The following is an 18,653-nucleotide window of genomic DNA, read 5'->3' as shown; positions in this document are numbered from 1 at the left end:
ACCCCAATCGATAGTTGATACTCAGGTGGCGGAGAGGGGCAATCTCCACCTGAGTCTTTCGGCGCGAAATCGGTGATTCCGCGATCAGGAAAATATTGCCCGGAGGCGCGAGACGGGGGGCTAAAGCGATGGCGATTGTGACGCCCGGCCGTTATTCGGGCACCAACTTCGCCGCAATCGATGGCAAGGGGCGCATCGCCGTTCCTTCGCAGTTCCGCAACAATGTGCCCCTCAATGCGGACGGCCAGCGCGTGCTCTGGGTTGGTTTCCACGAAAAGCTGCCGTGCCTCGTTGCCTATGGCCAGGACCAGTATGACCGGCTGATCGACGAAATCGAACGCGACCGCGAAACGGCGCTCGCGCGCAATCTCGACTTTGACGAGGATGAGGCGTCGAAAAAGCGGTTCAGCTATACCGAGCCCTATGCGCTCGACGACAGCGGGCGCTTCCTTCCCAATTTCACCGCGCGGGACCGCGTCGGCGACGGCGGCGCGACCGCCTTTGTCGGGTCGGGTCGCCGCTTCGAAATCTGGTGGCTGCCGACGCTCGCCGAATGCGTGGAGGCCGACCCGGTGCTCCAGCGGCTCGCCAAGGCGTGGGAAGAAACGAAGGGGAAGGGGCGCAAGTGACCGACCTCGCTCGAGATCCCCGTCACGATCCGGTCCTTCGCGAAGAAGTCATCGCTGCTCTCGCCATCGCCCCCGGCGAGCGTCACGTCGATGCGACCTTCGGCGCGGGCGGCTATACGCGCGCGATGCTCGCCGCGGGCGCCGAGGTGGTTGCGTGCGACCGCGACCCCGATGCGATTGCCGAAGGGCAGGCGCTCGTCGAAGAGGCGGAAGGTCGGCTGACGCTGATCCACGGTCGTTTCGGCGAAATCGACCGGCTGCTCGCCGAGCGCGGCATCGACGCGGTCGACGGCATCACCTTCGATATCGGCGTGTCGTCGATGCAGCTCGATCAGGGCGAGCGCGGGTTTTCGTTCCAGAAGGACGGGCCGCTCGACATGCGTATGGCGCAGGAGGGCGAAAGTGCTGCCGACTGGCTGAACCGCGCCGACGAAGCGGAAATCGCGGATGTGCTCTATCATTATGGCGACGAACGCCAGTCGCGCCGCGTTGCGCGTGCCATCGTTGCGGCGCGCCCGCTGTCGCGCACCGGCGAACTCGCCGCGGTAATCCGCAAGGCGCTCCGCCACCCGCCGGGCGCGCCCAAGGATCCCGCAACCAAAAGCTTTCAGGCGATCCGTATCCACATCAATGCCGAACTCGACGAGCTGGTCGCGGGGCTGAGTGCCGCCGAGCGCCTGTTGCGCCCCGGCGGCCGCCTCGCGGTGGTCAGCTTTCACAGCACCGAGGATCGCATCGTGAAGAACTTCCTGCGCGAACGCAGCGGCGGCGACGCCGCCGGTTCGCGCCACCGGCCCGCGCCGCTCCCTCTGGCGCGGGCCGCCACTTTCGAACCCCCGGCGCGCAAGGTGCGGCCGGGCAAGGCCGAAGAGGCACGCAACCCGCGTGCCCGCTCGGCAACATTGCGTAGCGCAGTCCGGACCGCGGCTCCCGCCTGGCCCGGCAATTCGACCCAAGGAAAGACAGGCAAGGAGGCGATGTCATGTTGATGGCTGCTCGCAAGCTCCAGGGAATCGGCCTGGTGCTTCTCGTGCTCATATTCGCGATGATGCTCTATCCCGTGTCGCTCAAGGTTGCGGCGACGCGCAGCGAGCTGTCGCAGATCGAAAAGGATATCGAACGGACGCGCGGCAATATCCGCTACCTCGAATCCGAGCTCGCGGTGCGCGCCTCGATGCGCCAGCTCGAACAGTGGAACGCCGAATCCTTCGGCTATTCAGCCCCGTCGGCATCGCAATATCTGGAAAACGAGCGCCAGCTCGCGTCGCTCGACGGGCTGCCGCGCGCCCGCGGCGCCAACGAGGTCGCGCCGGTGCTGATGGCGATGGTGTCGCCTGTTGCGGTGGCCGAGGCGCCGAAGACGAGTCCCGTCGCCAAGCCCGCCGACAAACCCATCGTGCTCGCGCAGGCCGCCCCGGTTGCCAGCGACGTGCGCAGCGACGTCACGCCGAGGATGACGCCGACGCGGCGACGCGAGCAGCTCAAGATGATCGAGGATCAGCTGCTTGCCGACTCGACGCTCGCCGAACTCAAGCGCGCCGCCGCGCGCGAAGCTGCGGAGGGCAAGACCGCGCAATGAACACGCTGGTCGTCCGTCCGGCCCGAGTTCGTACCGCAGGAGTGCGGCAGCAGATATTGCTGACCGCGCAGCAGCGGCTGATGATCCTGATGCTGCTGTTCATGGCGGCCTTTTTCCTCGTGTCGGTGCGCCTTGTCTATTTCGCGCTGTTCGATACCGGGTCGGGGCGCGGGCAGGGGGCGTCGACCTTCGTGCCGGCGCGCGCCGACATCGTCGATCGCAACGGTGTCCCGCTCGCGCGCACGATCGACGGCTATTCGATCCGCGTCGTGCCCGAAAAGCTGCTCAACGACCGCAATTATCTGGCGGACGAGCTGGTCAAGATTTTCCCTGACACCTCGCGTACCGAGTTTCTCGCCAAACTCAATGGGCCGCGCCCGACCTATATCCGCCGCCGCGCGCTCCCCGACCAGGTTGCGGCGGTGAATGCGATCGGCGATGTCGGCTTCGATTTCCCGCGCGAAAAGGAACGCCTCTATCCGCAGCTGAGCCTCGCGGCGCATGTGCTTGGCTTTACCAATGCCGAAGGGCATGGCATCACCGGCGTCGAGGGCGCTTTCGACAAGCGCCTGATCGACGATGCGACGCGCGCCGATCCGCTCGCGCTGTCGATCGACGCGCGTGTGCAGGGCGTGCTCGAAAGCGAGCTCGGCAACGCTGTGACCAACCTGGAAGCCTTGGGCGGCGCGGGAATCATCCTCGACGTCCATACCGGCGAAGTCCTCGCGATGACGTCGCTCCCGACCTATAATCCGAACAAGCTGCTGGGCAGCGACCCCGCGACCCGCCGCAACGCGGTGACGTACAATCTTTACGAACTCGGTTCGACCTTCAAACCGCTGACGGTTGCAGCGGCGATCGACGCGGGCACGGTGACGAGCATGGCGCGCCGCTACGACGCGACCGAGCCGCTGGCGATTGCCGGCTTCCGCATCCGCGACAGCCACCCGTCGCGTCGCTGGCTCAACGTTCCCGAAACGCTGATCCACAGCTCGAACATCACCACCGCGCGCATCGCCGACGAGCTTGGGCGCGAAAATATGGAAAAGCTGTTCCGCGACCTCGCGTTCGATGGTCGGCCCGAAATCAACATCAGCGAACGCGCCTTCCCGCTCTGGCCCAAGGATTGGGGCCGGCTGACGACGATGACGACCAGCTATGGCCACGGCATTGCGGTGACGCCGCTGCACCTCGCCAACGCCTATGCGACGCTCGTTAACGGCGGCATCTATCGTCCCGCGACGCTGACCAAGCTAGGCGACAAGGCGCCGCCCAAAGGACGCCGCGTGTTCAAGGCGGCGACGAGCGCGCGGATGCGCCAACTTCTCCGCCTCATCGTCTCCGACGGCACCGGAAAGCAGGCCGAGGCGCCCGGCTTCCGCGTCGGCGGCAAGACGGGCAGCGCCGAAAAGCCGGGCGTTGGCGGTTATCGCCGCAGCTCGGTCGTCGCGACCTTTGCTGCCGCCTTTCCGATGGACAATCCGCGCTATGTCGTCGTCGCGATGATCGACGAGCCAAAGGGGAACGCCTATAGTTCGGGGCAGCGCACCGCCGGGTGGACCGCGGCGCCGGTCGTGCGCAAGGTCGTCACACGCGCGGGACCGATGCTCGGCGTATATCCCGACGAAAGCCGCGACGTCGACGTGTCCGAGCTGACACCCCTGCTGTGGAGAAACGGGGAAGATCAATAATGCGTCTGGCGACGCTATTTCCTGAAGTCGATTTGGAGGGTGCAAACCCGGTGGTGACGGGGCTGGCCATCGATCACCGCAAGGTTGCGCCGGGCACGCTGTTCGGCGCTTTCGTCGGCGAGAAATTCAACGGCGAGGACTTTATTCCGGCGGCCGTTGCTGCGGGCGCCGTCGGGGTGGTCGCGCGGCCCGAAGCGCGCGTCGAGGGCGCCGCGCATATCGCCGACGCCAATCCGCGCCGCGCCTTCGCGATTGCCTCCGCGCGCTTCTTTCACCGTTTTCCGGCGACCAGCGTCGCAGTGACGGGCACGAACGGCAAAACGTCGACCGTCGAAATGACGCGCCAGCTGTGGCGAATGGCGGGATTTCATGCGGCGTCGATTGGCACGCTCGGCATAACCACATCGACCGATCGCGCGACGACCGGGCTGACGACGCCCGACATCGTGACCTTCCTCAGCAATATGTCGGGCCTCGCCGCCGAGGGCGTGACGCACGCGGCGTTCGAGGCGTCGAGCCACGGTCTCGACCAGCATCGCACCGAAGGGCTGCCGGTAAAGGCCGCCGCCTTCACCAATCTCAGCCACGATCATCTCGATTATCATGGGACGATGGAGGCCTATCTCGCCGCCAAGCTGCGCCTGTTCTCGGAGGTCGTCGCCGACAACGGCACGGCGGTCGTGTGGAGCGACGACGGTGCGTCGCGCGCGGTGATCGAGGCGGCGGAGGCGCGCGGCCTGCGCCTGTTGACGGTCGGAGCGGCGGGCGAGACGCTGCGCCTCGTCGCGCGGGCGCCCACCCAACTCGGCCAGTCGCTTGTGATCGCCGCCGAGGGGCAGGAACATCGCATCGACCTGCCGCTGATCGGCGCATACCAGGCCGCCAATGCTCTGGTCGCGGCGGGCCTCGTCATCGCGACAGGCGGACGGACCGGACAGACGCTTGCCGACCTCGCACGGCTCCAGCCGGTTCGCGGTCGGCTCGAGCGTGCCGCGATCACGCGCTCGGGCGCTCCGGTCTATGTCGACTATGCCCATACGCCCGATGCCATCGCCGCGGCGCTCGACGCGCTGCGTCCGCATGCGTCGGGCCGACTGATCCTCGTGTTCGGGGCGGGCGGCGACCGCGACCAGGCAAAGCGCCCCGAAATGGGCAAGGTCGCAGCGGCGAAGGCCGACCTCCTCTTCATCACCGACGACAATCCGCGCGGCGAGGACCCGGCGCTGATCCGCGCCGCCATCGCCGAGGGGGCGCCCGGCGCCGAAGTGATCGGCGACCGGCGTACCGCGATTGCCGCTGCCATCGCGGCCGCAGGGACCGACGACATTGTGTGCGTCGCCGGCAAGGGCCACGAACAGGGCCAGATCGTCGGGCGCGGCGACGAAATGCGCGTCATTCCCTTTGACGATGTCAGCGTGGCGCGCGAGGAGGCGGCATGACGTCGCTCTGGACTTCGCGCGCGATTGCCGATGCGACTGGCGGAACCGCCAGCGCCGACTTCACCGTGGGCGGCGTCGCCTTCGACTCGCGCGAGGTGACCAAAGGCGATCTTTTCATCGCGATGAAGGGCGAGGAAACCGACGGGCATAAATTCATCGGCAAGGCGATCGAGGCGGGCGCGGCGGGCGTGATCTGCGAAACCGCGATCGACCACCCGCACGTCCGCGTAGCGGACAGTGCTGCTGCGCTGGATGCGCTCGGTGCCGCGTCGCGGTCGCGCAGTCGTGCGCGGATTATCGGCGTGACGGGATCGGCGGGCAAGACGGGGACGAAGGAGGCATTGTTCGCTGCGCTCGACCGCTTCCGTCCCGGCAAGGCGCATCGTTCGGTCAAAAGCTATAACAACCATGTCGGCGTTCCGCTCAGCCTCGCGCGCATGCCTGCGTCTTCCGATTATGGCGTGTTCGAAATGGGGATGAATCACGCGGGCGAGCTTGCCGCGCTGACGCGGCTCGTCCGTCCGCACGTCGCCATCGTCACGACGATTGCCCCCGCGCACATGGAGTTTTTCGGCAGCGAAGAAGCCATCGCCGACGCGAAGAGCGAGATTTTCGAGGGGCTCGAACCCGGCGGCACCGCCATCATCCCCTTTGACAGCCCGCATTACGCGCGGCTGCGTGCGAAGGCCGAGCGTCACGCCGCGCATGTCGTGAGCTTTGGCCTTGGCAAGGAGGCCGATGTGCGCGCGGTCGACTGGCTGCCCGACGGTAACGGCGGGTCGCTCGTCACGGCACAGGTGCAGGACGCGCTACTCTGCTTCACCATCGCGCAGGCGGGCGAGCATTGGGTATCGAACGCGCTGGCGGTGCTCGCCGCGGTCAAGGCCGTGGGCGGCGACCTGCCCGCCGCGGGGCTGGCTTTCGCCGAAATGGCCGGACTCGCCGGACGCGGCGCGCGCCATCGGGTCGCGGTGCCGGGCGGGCATATCCTCGTCATCGACGAAAGCTATAACGCCAACCCCGCGTCGATGGCTGCGACCATCGGCGGGCTTGCAAACGAATCTGCCGAGCGCCGCGTCGCGATTCTCGGCGCGATGCGCGAGCTGGGTGAGGGGAGCGACGCCTATCATGCGGCGCTCGCCGCTCCGCTCGTCGCTGCGGGAGTGCAGTTCGCCCTGCTTGTCGGGCCGGAAATGGCGCCGCTCGCCAAAGCGCTTGAGGGGCAGATGGATTTCGCGCATGTGGCCGCGCACCAGGACGCGGTCGCGCGGCTTGGCGACCTGATCAGGCCCGGCGACGCCGTGCTGGTCAAGGGATCGAACAGCGTCGGACTGTCGCATGTCGTGGCAGCGCTGACGGACGGGGATATTTGATGCTTTATTGGCTGGCGGAATGGCTTGGCTTTCCGGGGGCGCTCAATCTCATCCGCTATCTGAGTTTTCGCTCGGGCGCCGCCGTGGCGACCGCGCTGATCCTCGGGCTGTGGATCGGTCCGCGCTTCATCCTGATGCTGCGCGCGCGGCAGGGCAAGGGACAGCCGATCCGCGACGACGGGCCGCAGAGCCATTTGTCGAAAAAAGGTACGCCCACGATGGGCGGGCTGATGATCCTGGTGTCGCTGATCGTGTCGGCACTGCTGTGGATGGACCTGTCCAACCGCTTCGTCTGGGCGTGTCTGTTCGTGACCGCGGGGTTCGCGGTCGTCGGCTTCCTCGACGATCTCGACAAGGTCACCAAGGCGAGCCATCGCGGGATTCCGGGGCGGGTGCGCTTGCTGGTCGAATTTGTTATCGCCGGAATCGCTGTGCTGCTGATCGTATCGCGCACAGGGACCGATCTTTATCTGCCGTTTTTCAACGATGTCGTGATCCCGCTGGGGCCGCTCTATTATGTCTTTGCGATGGTGCTCATTGTCGGTTTCGGCAATGCGGTGAACCTGACCGACGGGCTCGACGGACTCGCGACCTTCCCCGTCATGATCGCGGCGCTGACCTTCCTCGTCATCGTCTATCTGTCGGGCAATGTGAAATTCGCGGGCTACCTTGGCATCCCGCATGTCCCGGGCGCGGGCGAGCTTGCCATATTCGCGGCGGCGATCATCGGGGCATGTCTGGCCTTTCTATGGTTCAACGCGCCGCCCGCGGCGGTGTTCATGGGCGACACCGGCAGCCTCGCGCTCGGCGGCGCGCTGGCGACAATGGCGGTAACCGCGCAACACGAACTGGTGCTGGTTCTCGTTGGCGGATTGTTCGTCGTCGAGGCGCTGTCGGTCATCATCCAGGTCTTCTGGTACAAAAGGACGGGCAAGCGGGTGTTCCGCATGGCCCCCATCCACCATCATTTCGAGCAGCTCGGCTGGCCCGAGTCGACGGTCGTCATCCGTTTCTGGATCGTCTCGATCGTCCTCGCGCTGGCAGGGCTTGCGACCTTGAAACTGCGGTGATCACCTCGCGGGCCTTTGCCGGTCACCGCTTTGCGGTGTTGGGACTGGCGCGCTCGGGTCTCGCGACCGTCGAAGCGCTGATCGCGAGCGGCGCGGGCGTCACCGCGTGGGACGAGCGCGAAGAAGCGCGCGACGAGGCGATGGCGCTCGGCGCCGATATCGGCGATCCATTGACCATCGACCTGATCGGCTTTTCGGGCGTCGTCGTCTCGCCCGGCGTCCCGCTCAATCGCCACCCGATCGCCGCGCACGCACGCGAGGCGCATGTTCCGGTCATCGGCGACGTCGAGCTGTTTGCCGAAGCGCGGCCCGACCTGCCGCCACACAAGGTCGTCGGCATCACCGGCACCAACGGCAAGTCGACGGTGACCGCGCTTGTCACGCATATGCTCGAAAGCGCGGGGCGCTCCGTGCTGATGGGCGGGAACATCGGCCTGCCCATCCTCGCGCGCGATCCGCTTCCCGACGGGGGCGTCTATGTGCTCGAACTGTCGAGTTACCAGATCGATCTGACGCACAAACTTTCCTGCGACGTCGCGGTGCTCACCAATATCTCGCCCGATCACCTCGACCGCTACGACGGCTTCGAAGGCTATGTCGCGTCCAAGGCGCGGCTCTTCGGCCTCCAGCATCGCGACCAGGTGGCGATCGTGGCGACCGACGACGGCCCGTCGAAAGCGGTCGCGAGCCATATCAACCACCGCCTCCACCGCGTTTCGGCAAAGGACATCGACCCTGCCGACCAGGCGCGCTGGCCGGCGCTCCAGGGGCCGCACAATGCGCAGAACGCCGTCTGCGCGATCGCCGTGTGCCGCGTCCTTGGCCTGAACGACGAGCAGATCGAGCGCGGGCTCGCGACCTACAAGTCGCTCCCGCACCGGATGGAATTGGTCGGCGAAGCCCGTGGTGCCCGCTGGTATAATGACAGCAAGGCGACCAATGCGGCTTCCGCTGCACCGGCGCTGGCGGCATTCCCGCCGGCGCCGGACCAGCGTTTGCACTGGATCGCGGGAGGGCAGGCAAAGGGCGACGGACTGGAAGCGTGCCGCCCCTGGTTCGGTCACGTCAAGCGCGCCTATCTGATCGGCGAGGCGATGGAGAGTTTCGCGGCGGAGATCGGCGACGCCATCCCGGTCGAGTGCGCGGGCGATCTGGCGACCGCAGTCGCGCGTGCGGCCGAGGCCGTCGGCGAGGGCGATGTCGTGCTGTTGTCGCCCGCCTGCGCCTCGTTCGACCAGTTCAAGGACTATGAGGCGCGCGGCGACAGCTTCCGCGCTGCGGTGCAGGCGCTGGGGGGGGGATGAGCCGATGGCCGGGGGAAGCGACAATCTTGACGCGACCGAACGCCCGCTGATAGCCGCGGCGCGCAATGCGAAACGGCGCGGCCCGCGCCTCAGCCGCGCCGACCGCACGCCGCTCGGCCTGTGGTTCTGGGAAATCGACCGCGTGCTGCTGATGCTCGTGATGATGCTGGTTGCCGTTGGGCTGGTCGCGGTCGCGGCAGCCTCGCCCGTCGCCGCGCAGAAATTGTCGACGACGACCGCCAGCCTCGATCCGCTTTATTTTTTCTATCGCCAGATCATGTGGGTCATCGTCGGCGTGCCTGCGATGCTTGCCGTTTCGATGCTGCCTAAGCCGCAGGCAAGGCGCTTCGCCATTTATGGGACGCTCTTTTTCCTGTTTCTGCTGTTCCTCGTCCCGCTCATCGGAACGGCGGTCAACGGCGCGCAGCGCTGGATCGGGAGCGGTGTGTTCCGGCTTCAGCCGTCCGAATTTCTGAAGCCGCTGTTCGCAGTCTCGCTCGCCTGGATATTGTCGCTGCGCCTGCAGGATCAGAGCCTGCCGGTCGTTCCCCTGTCCTTCGTGCTGACCGGGGTTATCGCCGCGCTGCTGATGGCGCAGCCCGACCTCGGCCAGACGATCATTTTTGCGGCGACCTGGTTCGTGCTCGTGCTCGTCGCCGGACTGTCGATGCGCATCCTGTGGGGGCTCGTCGGTGCGGGTTTTGCAGGACTTGTCGCTGCCTATTTCTTCTATCCGGTGGCGCAGCAGCGCATCAACATCTGGCTCTTTGCCGAGGGCGACAGTTTTCAGGTCGACAAGGCGCATGCGACGCTCACCGCCGGGGGACTGATCGGAACGGGGCCGGGGGCGGGTCTTGCCAAGTTCCAGCTTCCCGAAGCACATACCGACTATATTTTTTCGGTGATCGGCGAGGAGTTCGGTATGATCGCGTGCATCGCGATCGCGCTGCTCTATCTGGCGATTATCGTGCGCGTGCTCATACGCCTGCTTGACGAGGAAGACAGTTTCCTGATCCTTGCCGTTGCGGGGCTGATCGCGCAGTTCGGCGGGCAGGCGACGATCAACATGGCGGTGAACACCCAGCTCTTCCCGTCGAAGGGGATGACCCTGCCGTTCATCAGCTATGGCGGATCGTCGTTCATCGCTTTGTCGATCGGCATGGGTTTGCTCTTGTCGCTGACCCGGCGAAACCCCTATGCGGCGCGGGTGTCGATGACCCGCAACTGGAACAAGAAATGACCGCCCGAAAATGACAGCGACGCGCCACTTCCTCCTCGCTGCCGGCGGGACCGGCGGCCATATGCTGCCCGCTTATGCGCTGGCGGGCGAGCTGATCGCGCGCGGGCATCGCGTTGCGCTGGTCAGCGACGACCGCGGCCTGAAGATTCCCGGCGCGCCGCACGAACTCGAAACGCATGTCCTGCCCGCAGGGCGCGTGCACGGCGGCCCGGTCGGCTGGGTGAAGGCGGCGCTTGCGATCCGCAAGGGGCGGCGCATGGCGATCGACCTGATCCGCGACTTCGACCCGGGCGCTGTGGTGGGCTTTGGCGGATACCCTTCGCTGCCCAGCCTGCTCGCGGCGCGCGCGACGAAGACTCCAAGCATGATCCACGAACAAAATGCCGTGCTTGGCCGTACGAACCGACTTATGGCGCGGCGCGTCGACGCCATTGCGGTCGCCTATCGCAATATCCAGCGTCTTCCCAAGGGTCTCGACCTCAAGACGCATATGACCGGCAATCCGGTACGCGAAGAAATCATCGCGATCCGCGACGAAGGGTTTCCGCCGCTTCCCGAGGATGGCATCCTCCGCCTACTCGTCGTCGGCGGCAGCCTGGGGGCGACGGTGCTCAGCGACGTTGTCCCGGCGGCGGTTGCAATGCTGCCGAAGGCGCTGCTCGAACGCCTGCAGGTCGTCCAGCAATGCCGCGAGGCCGATATCGAGGCGGTGCGCGGCAAATATGCCGAGCTTGGCGTTGCGGCCGATTGCATGCCCTATATCGGCGATTTTCCGGAGCGGCTGCGCTGGGCGCATCTGGTCATCGCGCGCGCAGGGGCTTCGACCGTCGCCGAACTTGCCTGCGCGGGCCGCCCGGCAATCTTCGTTCCCTATCCGCACGCGATGGACAATCACCAGACCTTTAACGTCGTCGATCTGGTCGAAGCGGGCGGCGCGCTGTCGTTCGCCCAGTCCGACTTCACCCCCGGTGCGCTCGCCAAGCAGATCCAGCGCATGGCGCTCGAGCAAGGCGCGCTCGAAGCGGCGGCCGATCATGCCGCGAGCTGCGGGCTTCCCGACGCGACGCGCGATCTCGCCGACCTTGTCGAATCGCTTGTGCCGCCGCCGCTGATGGACGTGATCCGCGTCGGTGCGAGCGGGCAGCGCAAGTCTGCCGGCATCGCCGCCGCGCGGCGGGAGGCGCAGTGATGCGCGGCGTCGCGACCGACATCGGCACCATCCACTTCATCGGGATCGGCGGCATCGGCATGTCGGGCATCGCCGAGGTGATGCACAACCTCGGCTATCAGGTGCAGGGCAGCGACATCGCCGATTCCTACGTCGTCGAAGGACTACGCAAACGCGGGATCAAGGTCGCGATCGGCCATGCCCCCGAAAATGTCGACGGCGCGGCGGTCGTCGTGACCTCGACCGCGGTCAAGCGCGGCAATCCGGAGGTGGAGGCGGCGCTTGCGAACCGCATCCCGCTCGTCCGCCGGGCCGAGATGCTCGCCGAGCTGATGCGCCTCAAATCGACCGTGGCGATTGCGGGGACGCACGGCAAGACGACGACGACCAGCCTTGTCGCCGCGCTGCTCGACGCGGGCGGGATCGACCCGACCGTGATCAATGGCGGTATCATCAACAATTATGGATCGAACGCGCGGCTCGGCGCGTCGGACTGGATGGTGGTGGAGGCCGACGAAAGCGACGGCAGTTTCCTGCGGCTCGACGGGACGATTGCGGTCGTGACCAACATCGATCCCGAACACCTCGACCATTATGGCAGTTTCGACGCGATCAAGGCCGCCTTTGTCGAGTTCATCGAAAACGTGCCTTTTTACGGCGCGGCGATGCTGTGCCTCGACCATCCCGAAGTGCAGGCGATCATCCCGCGCATCCGCGACCGGCGCATCGTCACCTATGGCTTTTCGGCGCAGGCCGACGTGCGCGGCACCAATGTCGAACCCGGTCCCGAAGGCAACCGCTTCGACGTCGTGGTGCGCTTGCCCGACGGAAGCAGCCGGACGATCGCGGGCATCCACCTGCCGATGTCGGGCCGCCACAATGTCCAGAACGCCCTCGCAGCCGTCGCCGTGGCGCTCCACATGGGGGTCAGCGACGACAAGATCGTCTCGGGCTTCCAGGGCTTTGCCGGGGTCAAGCGGCGCTTCACCAAGGTCGGCGAGATCGCCGTCGATGGCGGCGGCGTTACGGTGATCGACGACTATGCCCACCACCCTGTCGAGATCCGCGCCGTGTTGTCGGCCGCACGCGAGGGCGTAGGGACGGGGCGCGTCGTGGCCGTGGTCCAGCCGCACCGCTTCACACGCTTGCGCGACCACATGGACGACTTTCAACAGGCGTTCAACGACGCCGACATGGTGCTCGCGCTCCCCGTCTATGCGGCGGGAGAGGCGCCGATCGAAGGCGTGTCGTCGGATGCACTGGCGCAGGGACTGCGCGACCGCGGGCATAGGTTCGCGGCGACCGTCGCCGACGCGGACGCACTCGCTGCAACGCTTGCCGAGGCGATCCGCGCCGGCCAGCTCGGCGCGGGCGACAAGATCATCTGCCTTGGTGCGGGGGACATCACCAAGATGGCGGCAGCGTTGGCAGCGGCTGTGGAGGGGGCGGCGTGAACGCAACCCAAACGCTTCCCGACGTCCGCGGCAAATTGACCCCTGATGCCCCGCTCGCACCGCTCGTCTGGTTCAAATCGGGCGGCGCGGCCGATTGGTTGTTCGAGCCCAAGGACGCCGAAGATCTCGCCGATTTCCTGCGCGACCTCGACCCGTCGGTGCCGGTGATGGCACTCGGCCTCGGGTCGAACCTGATCGTGCGCGACGGTGGATTTCCGGGCGTCGTCGTCCGGCTCGGCAAGGCCTTTGCCAAGGTCGAAGCACTCGACGCGACGACGCTGCGCTGCGGCGGCGGCGCGTCGGGCATTCTGGTGTCGTCGACCGCGCGCGATGCGGGGATTGCGGGAGTCGAATTCCTGCGCTCGATTCCCGGCACCGTCGGCGGTTTTGTCCGCATGAACGGCGGTGCTTATGGAGGCGAGGTCAAGGACATATTGGGCGAGGCCGACGTCATCCTGCGTTCGGGTGAGCGGCGGACGCTTACGCTCGCCGACCTCGGCTATACCTATCGTCACAGCGAATTGCCCGACGGCGCGGTCGTCGTCGCCGCGACCTTTCGCGGCCGTCGCGGCGAGCCTGCCGCCATCCAGGCGGAAATGGATCGCATCTCGGCGAGCCGCGAGGCATCGCAGCCGCTGCGTTCGAAAACCGGCGGATCGACCTTCAAGAACCCCGATGGGCACAAGGCATGGCAGCTCGTCGATGAAGCCGGTTGCCGCGGATTCACCGTGGGCGGCGCGCAGGTCAGCGAGAAGCACACCAATTTCCTGATCAACACCGGCACGGCGACGAGCGCGGACATCGAAGCACTGGGCGAAGAAGTCCGCCGCCGGGTGAAGGCCAAGAGCGGCATCGAACTGCAGTGGGAGATACAGCGCGTGGGGGTGGCGAAGTGAGCGGCCTGAAACTCCTGAAGGGGAAGGGCTTGTGAGCGCACGCGGCCCTTGGCATGTCGCCGTCCTGATGGGCGGCTGGTCCGCCGAGCGCGAGGTGTCGCTGATGAGCGGGAACGGCGTCGCCGACGCGCTCGAATCGCGCGGCCACCGGGTCACGCGCATCGACATGGATCGCAACGTCGCGCTGCGGCTCGCCGAGGCCAAGCCCGATGTTGTGTTCAACGCGCTCCACGGCGTCCCGGGCGAGGACGGGACGGTGCAGGGCATGCTCGACCTGATGGGCCTCAAATATACGCACAGCGGGCTCGTCACATCGGTCATCGCGATCGACAAGGAATTGACGAAGCAGGCGCTGGTGCCGCATGGAATCCCCATGCCGACGGGGACCATGGTCGACAGCGAAAGCCTGTTTACAGCCGACCCCCTGCCGCGTCCCTATGTCCTCAAACCGGTCAACGAAGGCTCGTCGGTCGGCGTTGCGATCGTCAAGGAGGACAGCAATTACGGCAATCCGATTTCGCGCGAAGCAGTCGGGCCGTGGAAGGAATTCGACCGCTTGCTCGCCGAACCCTTCATCAAGGGGCGGGAACTGACCGTCGCGGTGCTGGGCGACACGGCGCTTGCCGTCACCGAACTGCGGGTCAAATCGGGCTTCTATGATTATGATGCCAAATATACCGATGGGCTGACCGAGCATGTCTGCCCCGCCGACATTCCAGCCGACATTGCCGGGCGGATGAAGGAACTGGCATTGAAGTCGCACCGGCTGCTCGATTGCAAGGGCGCATCGCGCTCCGACTTCCGCTGGGACGACGAATTGGGGCTGGACGGTATTTTCCTGCTGGAGGTCAACACCCAGCCGGGGATGACGCCGCTCAGCCTCGTTCCCGAACAGGCGCGCGCGCTCGGCATCGATTATGCCGAGCTTGTCGAGCGCATTGTCGAGGAGGCGCTATGAGCAGCACCCGGATCAAACGCGCCAAGGCGCCGCCGCGCCGCCCGGTCCGGACGCCCAAGAAGCGCCGCAAGGTCAAGACGTCGCGCGTCGACGCGATAATCAACGCGCTGCCCGTCAGCCCCGCGACATTGCAGCGCGTGGCGAACTGGACGATCGGGCTCGGCCTGTTCGCCTTTGCGGGCATTGCCGCGCATGCGACGGGCGTAACTGCCAAGGTCCACGAGGAATGGGCGCAGGCGGTTGGCCGCGCGGGTTTTCAGGTCAAGAAGGTCGAGGTCGTCGGCGCCGACCGAATCGACCGGCTGAAAGTCTATGACATCGCGCTCGCTCAGAAGGACCGCTCGATGGCGGCGGTCGACCTAGCCGATGTGCGCGGCGATTTGATGAAATATGGCTGGATCAAGGATGCGCGCGTGTCGCGTCGCCTGCCCGACACGCTCGTCGTCGATATTGTCGAACGCAAGCCGGCGGCGATCTGGCAGCATAGGAATCGCCTGTCGCTGATCGACGAAAAGGGCGTGGTGCTCGAACCCGTCACCGTCGCGACGATGCCCGACCTACCGCTTGTCATTGGACCGAAGGCGAACCAGCGCTCGCAAGACCTCGACCGCCTGCTCGCCGAAGCGAGCAGCCTCAGGGAATTGCTGGCGGGCGCGACCTGGGTCGGCAACCGTCGCTGGGATCTGCGCTTCCGCAGCGGCGAGACGCTTTCGCTGCCCGAAGGCGAGGAAGCCGCCAAGGCGGCGCTCGCCAAATTCGCGCACCTCGACGGCGCCAACCGCCTGCTCGGGCGCGGCATATTGCGTTTCGACATGCGCGACCCCGCGCGTTTCGTCCTGCGCTTGCCGCACGAGGGGCAGGTCGCACCCGCCAAGCTCGACGAAGCGCGTGCCGCTGTCGACGCGGTGGCGGACGCGAGCGCTGCAGAGAAGGGCTGAGCAATGGCGCAGCCGCGCATAGAACGGATCATCACCGCGCTCGATGTCGGGTCGTGGAAGGTTTGCGCGCTGATCGCGGGGCAGTCGGCCGACGGTCAGCTCCACGTACTCGGCACCGGGCAGCGCGAAAGCCGCGGAGTCCAGCGCGGCTATGTCGCCGACATGGAACAGACCGAGCATGTCGTGCGCGAGGCGATCGAGCAGGCCGAACGTATCGCGGGCCTCAACATCGACGATGTGTGGGTCAGCTTTTCGGCGGGCAGCCTGCTCAGCGACGTTGCGCCGATCGAGAGCGAGCTCGGCGGGCACCGGATCGAGCAGGAGGATGTCGATGACCTCCTCGCCGCGGGCCGCGCAGGGATCGATCCCGAAGGCCGGATGATCCTCCACGCACAGCCCGCGCTCTACACGCTCGACGGGCTGACGGGGGTGAAGAATCCTATCGGTCTCCACGCCGACCGGCTGGGCGTCGATATCCATATCATCATGGCCGAAGGCGCGCCGGTGCGGAATCTGGAGTCCGCGGTGCGGCAGGCGCATCTCGACGTCAACGCGGTAGTCGCCTCGCCGATTGCCGCCGGGCTTGCGTGTTTGTCGGACGAAGAGCGCGACCTTGGCGTCGCGCTCGTCGAAATCGGCGCGGCGGTGACGACGGTGTCGCTTTATGCCGGCGGCATGCTCGTCGAGCTGGCGTCGCTTCCGTTCGGCGCGAGCGACATCACCGACGACATCGCTTCGGCCTTTGGTATCCGCCGCAGCCAGGCGCAGCGCCTGCAAAGCTTTTATGGTTCGGCGTCGGCCAGCCCGCGCGACAATGTCGAGGTGATCGAGCTCGATCCCGGCGCGCCTGCGGGCAGCGAATCGCCGCGCATCACCCGCGCGCAGCTTGTCGCGGTAATCCGCCAGCGGCTCGACGCGATGATGGGAGAGATTGGCAGGACACTGAAAGACCTGCATTTCGTCGGCCCGGTCGGGCGGCAAGTTGTGCTGGTGGGCGGCGGCGCCGACCTCAAGGGCCTCGCCGATTATACCCAAAGCGCGCTCGGTCGCGCCGCGCGTGTCGGACGACCGCGCGGCTTGCACGGGCTACCCGATGCACACGGCGGACCGGCTTTCGCCACGCTCGCGGGTCTGGTTCTTTACGCCGCATCGGACCCTGTTGACCTGCGCGACTTGCCGATGATGTCACAGGATGTCTATCGACCGAAAGGAAGCTCGATTCTCCATCGCCTTATGGCGGCACTCAAAAGCAGTTTTTAGGGCGCGGCTTGCCCGAAAGGTTAATTTTTTGGATGATTCCGGCGTCACAATAGTGCAATGCGGTAACGGAAAGCCGGACGACGGGACTGACGTCCGGACGGGTCGCAAAGTTGGGGAAGCGGCGCTGGTCCGCCGCTGCAGGGAGATTATTTGATGAGCATCAACATTGGCCCGCCGCAGGTCGACGAGCTGAAGCCGCGCATCGCGGTCATCGGCGTCGGCGGCGCGGGGGGCAATGCCATTGCGAACATGATCGCCGCCCGCGTCGAGGGCGTCGATTTCGTCGTGGCGAACACCGACGCGCAGGCGCTCAACGCCTCGGCCGCAGAGCGCCGCATCCAGCTCGGCACGCAGATCACCCAGGGTCTGGGCGCGGGTTCGCGCCCCGAAGTCGGGCGCGCGGCCGCCGAAGAAAGCATCACCCACGTCGAAGAGGCGCTGAACGGCGCGCATATGTGCTTTGTCGCGGCCGGCATGGGCGGCGGCACGGGCACCGGCGCGGCGCCGGTGATCGCGAAGGCAGCCCGCGACCGCGGTATCCTGACCGTCGGCGTCGTGACCAAGCCCTTCACCTTTGAAGGCCAGCGCCGGATGCGTTCGGCCGAAGCCGGCATCGCCGAGCTTCAGGAGCATGTCGACACGCTGATCGTCATTCCGAACCAGAATCTGTTCCTTGTCGCCAACCCGAACACCACCTTCAAAGAGGCCTTTTCGATGGCCGACGAGGTGCTGCAACAGGGCGTGCGCGGGATCACCGACCTGATGGTCATGCCCGGCCTCATCAACCTCGACTTTGCCGACGTGCGCAGCGTGATGCGCGAAATGGGCAAGGCGATGATGGGCACCGGCGAGGCCGAGGGCGATGGGCGCGCACTCGAAGCGGCGCAAAAGGCAATCGCCAACCCGCTACTCGACGGCGTGTCGATGGCAGGCGCGAAGGGCGTCATCATCTCGATCACCGGCGGCGAGGACATGCGCCTGATGGAAGTCGACGAAGCGGCGAACCATATTCGCGAACTCGTCGATCCCGATGCGAACATCATCTGGGGCAGCGCGTTCAACGACAATCTCGACGGCAAGATCCGCGTGTCGGTCGTCGCGACCGGCATCGACGGCAGTGGTGACGCCGCGACGCAGCCCGCTCCGGCTGCGCGTAGCTTCTCCTTTGCGCCGCGTCCGTCGCCCGCTTCGACGCCGGTGGCCGAGGAAGTCCTTGCCACCGAGGTCGAGGAAAGCCCGGTGGAAGAGCCGGTCGCCGAAAGCGATCCGACCCCCGGATTCTCGCTCGGCGGCGTCGCCGAACCGACCTCCGAGCCCGAGACGGCTCCCGAGGTTGCAGAGGAAGAGCCGATGGAATTGTCGCAGGTCGCCGCGACCTATGACGATACGGCCGACGAGCTGATACTTGGCGAATCCGAGGCGGCAGCGGTCGAAGCGCAGCCTGCTCCCGAAGCCGAACCGGCACCCGCGAGCGACGCTCCGGCGCGTTCGATCGGCGGCGGAACCTTGTTCGAACGCATGTCGCGGCTTTCGCGCGGCGGCGCTCCGGCCGATGCCGACGAAAACAAGGAGGACGGGGTCGATATTCCGCGCTTCCTGGGGCGGCAGAACAACCAGTAACAGGGCAATCGAACGGCCGCCCGCCGGGCACGGC

The 18,653-nt window shown here is 66.4% G+C and carries 16 protein-coding genes; all 16 read left to right on the top strand.

Annotated elements, in window-relative coordinates:
* The first annotated feature begins 128 nt into the window (after positions 1–128).
* The 16 genes from JI743_RS04615 to ftsZ all read left to right on the top strand — a co-directional run bounded on the left by JI743_RS04615 (position 129) and on the right by ftsZ (position 18,619).
* On the top strand, positions 129–629 hold the full coding sequence (locus JI743_RS04615; RefSeq protein WP_201926375.1) for a division/cell wall cluster transcriptional repressor MraZ: 501 nt from the start codon (positions 129–131) through the stop codon (positions 627–629).
* Positions 626–1,618 carry a 16S rRNA (cytosine(1402)-N(4))-methyltransferase RsmH gene (gene rsmH, locus JI743_RS04610; protein WP_201926373.1) on the top strand — a complete coding sequence of 331 codons (993 nt, stop codon included), beginning with the start codon at positions 626–628 and terminating at the stop codon, positions 1,616–1,618. Before JI743_RS04615 ends, rsmH begins: the two co-directional genes overlap by 4 nt.
* Entirely contained in the window at positions 1,612–2,208 is a 597-nt protein-coding gene (locus JI743_RS04605; protein ID WP_201926372.1) for a hypothetical protein, read from the top strand. Before rsmH ends, JI743_RS04605 begins: the two co-directional genes overlap by 7 nt.
* Positions 2,205–3,899 carry a peptidoglycan D,D-transpeptidase FtsI family protein gene (locus tag JI743_RS04600; RefSeq protein WP_201926370.1) on the top strand — a complete coding sequence of 565 codons (1,695 nt, stop codon included), beginning with the start codon at positions 2,205–2,207 and terminating at the stop codon, positions 3,897–3,899. Before JI743_RS04605 ends, JI743_RS04600 begins: the two co-directional genes overlap by 4 nt.
* Complete coding sequence (locus JI743_RS04595) at positions 3,899–5,338, top strand: UDP-N-acetylmuramoyl-L-alanyl-D-glutamate--2,6-diaminopimelate ligase (protein ID WP_201926368.1); 1,440 nt, start codon at positions 3,899–3,901, stop codon at positions 5,336–5,338. Before JI743_RS04600 ends, JI743_RS04595 begins: the two co-directional genes overlap by 1 nt.
* Entirely contained in the window at positions 5,335–6,711 is a 1,377-nt protein-coding gene (locus tag JI743_RS04590; protein WP_201926366.1) for a UDP-N-acetylmuramoyl-tripeptide--D-alanyl-D-alanine ligase, read from the top strand. The genes JI743_RS04595 and JI743_RS04590 overlap by 4 nt, the downstream gene beginning before the upstream one ends.
* Positions 6,711–7,781 carry a phospho-N-acetylmuramoyl-pentapeptide-transferase gene (gene mraY / locus JI743_RS04585; RefSeq protein ID WP_201926364.1) on the top strand — a complete coding sequence of 357 codons (1,071 nt, stop codon included), beginning with the start codon at positions 6,711–6,713 and terminating at the stop codon, positions 7,779–7,781. The genes JI743_RS04590 and mraY overlap by 1 nt, the downstream gene beginning before the upstream one ends.
* Positions 7,778–9,085 carry a UDP-N-acetylmuramoyl-L-alanine--D-glutamate ligase gene (gene murD, locus JI743_RS04580; RefSeq protein WP_201926363.1) on the top strand — a complete coding sequence of 436 codons (1,308 nt, stop codon included), beginning with the start codon at positions 7,778–7,780 and terminating at the stop codon, positions 9,083–9,085. The genes mraY and murD overlap by 4 nt, the downstream gene beginning before the upstream one ends.
* 4 nt (positions 9,086–9,089) lie before the next feature.
* On the top strand, positions 9,090–10,325 hold the full coding sequence (locus JI743_RS04575) for an FtsW/RodA/SpoVE family cell cycle protein (RefSeq protein WP_201926361.1): 1,236 nt from the start codon (positions 9,090–9,092) through the stop codon (positions 10,323–10,325).
* A 10-nt stretch (positions 10,326–10,335) separates the two neighbouring features.
* Entirely contained in the window at positions 10,336–11,514 is a 1,179-nt protein-coding gene (gene murG / locus JI743_RS04570) for an undecaprenyldiphospho-muramoylpentapeptide beta-N-acetylglucosaminyltransferase (protein WP_201926359.1), read from the top strand.
* Positions 11,514–12,947: a UDP-N-acetylmuramate--L-alanine ligase gene (gene murC / locus JI743_RS04565; RefSeq protein ID WP_201926357.1), complete on the top strand. Its 1,434-nt coding sequence runs from the start codon at positions 11,514–11,516 to the stop codon at positions 12,945–12,947. The genes murG and murC overlap by 1 nt, the downstream gene beginning before the upstream one ends.
* Entirely contained in the window at positions 12,944–13,843 is a 900-nt protein-coding gene (murB, locus tag JI743_RS04560) for a UDP-N-acetylmuramate dehydrogenase (protein ID WP_201926355.1), read from the top strand. Before murC ends, murB begins: the two co-directional genes overlap by 4 nt.
* A gap of 67 nt (positions 13,844–13,910) precedes the next feature.
* Positions 13,911–14,801, top strand: coding sequence for a D-alanine--D-alanine ligase (locus JI743_RS04555; protein WP_201927300.1), 891 nt, complete (start codon positions 13,911–13,913; stop codon positions 14,799–14,801).
* Entirely contained in the window at positions 14,798–15,739 is a 942-nt protein-coding gene (locus tag JI743_RS04550) for a cell division protein FtsQ/DivIB (RefSeq protein ID WP_201926353.1), read from the top strand. The genes JI743_RS04555 and JI743_RS04550 overlap by 4 nt, the downstream gene beginning before the upstream one ends.
* Positions 15,740–15,742: 3 nt before the next feature.
* On the top strand, positions 15,743–16,999 hold the full coding sequence (gene ftsA, locus JI743_RS04545; protein WP_201926351.1) for a cell division protein FtsA: 1,257 nt from the start codon (positions 15,743–15,745) through the stop codon (positions 16,997–16,999).
* 153 nt (positions 17,000–17,152) lie between these two features.
* Entirely contained in the window at positions 17,153–18,619 is a 1,467-nt protein-coding gene (gene ftsZ, locus JI743_RS04540; RefSeq protein WP_201926348.1) for a cell division protein FtsZ, read from the top strand.
* The last annotated feature ends 34 nt before the right edge of the window (positions 18,620–18,653 follow it).

This window comes from Sphingopyxis jiangsuensis (assembly GCF_016734905.1).
Taxonomy (GTDB): Bacteria; Pseudomonadota; Alphaproteobacteria; order Sphingomonadales; family Sphingomonadaceae; genus Sphingopyxis; species Sphingopyxis jiangsuensis.
Note: the sequence above shows the minus strand (reverse complement) of the source record. Positions and strands in the feature narration are given on the sequence as shown.

What these genes read in the sequence shown, in the direction of transcription:
- JI743_RS04615 (WP_201926375.1), top strand. Translation starts at nt 129, where the DNA reads ATGGCGATTGTGACGCCCGGCCGTTATTCGGGCACCAACTTCGCCGCA.
- JI743_RS04605 (WP_201926372.1), top strand. Translation starts at nt 1,612, where the DNA reads ATGTTGATGGCTGCTCGCAAGCTCCAGGGAATCGGCCTGGTGCTTCTC.
- JI743_RS04600 (WP_201926370.1), top strand. Translation starts at nt 2,205, where the DNA reads ATGAACACGCTGGTCGTCCGTCCGGCCCGAGTTCGTACCGCAGGAGTG.
- JI743_RS04595 (WP_201926368.1), top strand. Translation starts at nt 3,899, where the DNA reads ATGCGTCTGGCGACGCTATTTCCTGAAGTCGATTTGGAGGGTGCAAAC.
- JI743_RS04590 (WP_201926366.1), top strand. Translation starts at nt 5,335, where the DNA reads ATGACGTCGCTCTGGACTTCGCGCGCGATTGCCGATGCGACTGGCGGA.
- mraY (WP_201926364.1), top strand. Translation starts at nt 6,711, where the DNA reads ATGCTTTATTGGCTGGCGGAATGGCTTGGCTTTCCGGGGGCGCTCAAT.
- JI743_RS04575 (WP_201926361.1), top strand. Translation starts at nt 9,090, where the DNA reads ATGGCCGGGGGAAGCGACAATCTTGACGCGACCGAACGCCCGCTGATA.
- murG (WP_201926359.1), top strand. Translation starts at nt 10,336, where the DNA reads ATGACAGCGACGCGCCACTTCCTCCTCGCTGCCGGCGGGACCGGCGGC.
- murC (WP_201926357.1), top strand. Translation starts at nt 11,514, where the DNA reads ATGCGCGGCGTCGCGACCGACATCGGCACCATCCACTTCATCGGGATC.
- JI743_RS04555 (WP_201927300.1), top strand. Translation starts at nt 13,911, where the DNA reads ATGGGCGGCTGGTCCGCCGAGCGCGAGGTGTCGCTGATGAGCGGGAAC.
- JI743_RS04550 (WP_201926353.1), top strand. Translation starts at nt 14,798, where the DNA reads ATGAGCAGCACCCGGATCAAACGCGCCAAGGCGCCGCCGCGCCGCCCG.
- ftsA (WP_201926351.1), top strand. Translation starts at nt 15,743, where the DNA reads ATGGCGCAGCCGCGCATAGAACGGATCATCACCGCGCTCGATGTCGGG.
- ftsZ (WP_201926348.1), top strand. Translation starts at nt 17,153, where the DNA reads ATGAGCATCAACATTGGCCCGCCGCAGGTCGACGAGCTGAAGCCGCGC.